Source organism: Oerskovia sp. NPDC056781, from assembly GCF_042789955.1.
GTDB classification, from domain to species: Bacteria; Actinomycetota; Actinomycetes; order Actinomycetales; family Cellulomonadaceae; genus Oerskovia; species Oerskovia rustica.
Genome location: NZ_JBHUAD010000361.1, coordinates 1 through 2,497, shown reverse-complemented (window position 1 = coordinate 2,497; position 2,497 = coordinate 1). Strand labels below are relative to the sequence as shown.

At 71.6% G+C, this 2,497-nt stretch carries 3 protein-coding genes and 1 tRNA gene; 2 read left to right on the top strand and 2 right to left on the bottom strand.

Features of this window, described 5'->3' with window-relative positions; genetic code table 11:
* Positions 1–14 precede the first annotated feature (14 nt).
* Positions 15–383, bottom strand: coding sequence for a hypothetical protein (locus tag ACFRCR_RS18335; RefSeq protein WP_377679599.1), 369 nt, complete (start codon positions 381–383; stop codon positions 15–17).
* 289 nt (positions 384–672) lie between these two features.
* Positions 673–746, bottom strand: a tRNA-Leu gene (locus ACFRCR_RS18330).
* Between the two features lie 120 nt (positions 747–866).
* Here ACFRCR_RS18330 and ACFRCR_RS18325 point away from each other — a divergent pair.
* Together ACFRCR_RS18325 and ACFRCR_RS18320 are read left to right on the top strand one after the other, a co-directional pair.
* The gene (locus ACFRCR_RS18325; protein WP_205305749.1) at positions 867–1,565 is read left to right on the top strand and encodes an ANTAR domain-containing response regulator; all 699 of its coding nucleotides are present in this window, start codon (positions 867–869) and stop codon (positions 1,563–1,565) included.
* A gap of 220 nt (positions 1,566–1,785) precedes the next feature.
* The gene (locus ACFRCR_RS18320; protein ID WP_377679598.1) at positions 1,786–2,454 is read left to right on the top strand and encodes a GNAT family N-acetyltransferase; all 669 of its coding nucleotides are present in this window, start codon (positions 1,786–1,788) and stop codon (positions 2,452–2,454) included.
* Positions 2,455–2,497 lie beyond the last annotated feature (43 nt).

The window sequence follows — 2,497 nt, the reverse complement described above, 5'->3', positions numbered from 1 at the left end:
GGGTGGGGCGGCGCTCACGAGGGCATCGTCGTGTCCCGACGACGGCGGTGCGCGCGATCCGTCGCGCGGTCCGGTGACCCGTCGGTCCGGTCGAGGGCGTCGGTCGCGGGCTGCGGCTCGTAGGGCCGGTCCAGGAGCTCGCGCACCGACCGTCGGTGGTCCTCGGGTGCCGGGAGCCGCTCGGCCCGTTCGACGCCCCGTCCCGACAGCCTGCGCGACGGCACGTCGTGGTCGTTCGACGCGGCGCGCAGCACGCCGAAGACGCGGGCGGCGCTCGCGACGATCTCGTGCGTGTCCCGGTCGCGCCGCGCTTGTCCCACGAGGCACAGGTTCGGTTCACGTCCCCGGACCGTCTCGACGTGGCGGACGCTCAAGAAGGGCATCGCGTCCTCGCCTGCGCGGCGGAGCACCTCCTCGGCGTCGGCGCGCAGCCGTCGGGGTGGCGGTGCGCCAGGACGACGCCCGTGGTCGACGTGATCTCGTCCGGGTCGTGGCCGTGCAGGGCCAAGGTCTCGGACGACCACCACCAGCGTCCCGATCCACCGGAGGTCGAGGGGGGACGCCTGCCGGGGAGGGGAGCGGGACGACGGCGAGCTGTCGGTGACCGGCCTGCCCTCGCCCCGGAAACGACGATGCAGGCCAGGCGCCGACGCGCTGACCTGCATCATGGGGTGCCCCGGGTGGGATTCGAACCCACACTGGATCGGGTTTGAGCCGAACGCCTCTGCCGGTTGGGCTACCGGGGCACGGGCCGTCAGGGGATCGCGAAGGGTCCGCTGCGGTGCGTGGACCATCGAACCACAGAACCTGGACGAAACGAGAATCACACCCCAGGTGCAGGGCGATCGAGGGGTTCTCCCACTACGATGAGGGACGTGAGTGACGACAACGCGCAGCCCGATGCCACGGCACCGCTCGACCTGCCCCCCCTGATCCAGCCCGAACCGAGCGCCGAGCCCGAGGCCCCCGCTGCGCCGTCGGGCGGTCGCCCTGCCCGCCGTGCCGTCGTCGCGGAGGACGAGGCCCTGATCCGCATGGACGTCGTCGAGACGCTCCGCGAGGCGGGCTTCGACGTCGTCGGCGAGGCAGGTGACGGTGAGACCGCGGTCAAGCTGGCGCTCGAGCTCAAGCCCGACGTCGTCGTGATGGACGTCAAGATGCCCGAGCTCGACGGCATCTCGGCGGCCGAGCGGATCGGCAAGGCGCACGTCGCCCCCGTGGTGCTCCTGACGGCGTTCTCGCAGACCGAGCTGGTCGAGCGTGCGCGCGACGCCGGCGCCATGGCGTACGTCGTCAAGCCCTTCAGCCCCGCGGACCTGCTGCCCGCCGTGGAGATCGCGATCTCCCGCTACTCGCAGATCAGCGCGCTCGAGGCCGAGGTCGCGGACCTGGCCGAGCGGTTCGAGACCCGCAAGCGTGTCGACCGCGCCAAGGGCCTCCTGATGACCAAGATGGGGCTCTCCGAGCCCGAGTCGTTCCGCTGGATCCAGAAGACGTCCATGGACCGTCGCCTGACCATGCGAGAGGTCGCGGACGCCGTCATCGAGCAGGTCGGCGGCGCCTGATCCGGTGCGGCACGGCGTCAATCGGGTCGTGAACAGCCTCTTTGTTCGGGACGCTCAAGAAGGCTATCGTCATGGACAGGTGTCCAGGACGACGAGTTCGACGATCCGGACTCCCACGAAGCATCAGTCGATCGATGACCGGGGGCGCTCGTCGGTGGCAGATAGCTCTGCTGCCGCCGGGGTTGCTCCGAGGTCGGAGGATCCTACGAGGAGGTTCCACGTGCGTGCAGCAGTAGTGGTCAGGCCTGCGGTCGGCGACGACCTCCCTGGTGTCGCTGCACTCTGTGCCGAGGCGCGCCGCGAGTCCGCGGCCGGCCCTCAGGTCTGCCTCTCGGACGAGTCCAAGCTGGTCCGCCAGCTCCGCGTCCTGCTGTCGGTCCCCGGTGGCACGGCGCTCGTGGCCTTCCACGACGACGTCCCGGTCGGCTTCCTCCTCGCGCGTGTGCTCGACCCGCACCTCTTCAACGACGAGCCGAGCCTGTACATCGAGGCGCTCTACGTGTCGCAGGACGCGCGGCGTCGCGGGGTGGGGCACGCACTGCTCACGGCGACCGCAGACCTCGCGGCCGAGCACGGCGCGATCGACGTCTTCTCGGTGCCGATCCCGGGCTCCCGGGGCGTGCAACGCTTCCTCGCGCGGCTCGGCTTCGCGCCTGCCGCCGGGCACCGCGTGGTCTCGACGTCGGTGCTCCAGCGCCGCCTCGCCGCTGACTCGGGAACCCTGCGTCGGGGCGCCCGCAGCCTCGAGGACCTCATCGCGCGTCGCCGCAAGGCGCGGACAGACGGCCAGACGGGCCCCGTCGACCTCCGGGCCTTCCAGGACGACTATCGTCGCGAGTCCGCCGCAGGTCTCGACGTACCGCTCGTGAGCGAGCCCGCAGCTCGCTGACCCCGATCCACGCGAAGGGCCCGGCTCGTCCCACGAGCCGGGC

Bases quoted from the DNA above. Each gene is read 5' to 3' on its own strand.
- ACFRCR_RS18335 (WP_377679599.1), bottom strand. From the start codon at position 383: ATGCCCTTCTTGAGCGTCCGCCACGTCGAGACGGTCCGGGGACGTGAA.
- ACFRCR_RS18325 (WP_205305749.1), top strand. From the start codon at position 867: ATGAGGGACGTGAGTGACGACAACGCGCAGCCCGATGCCACGGCACCG.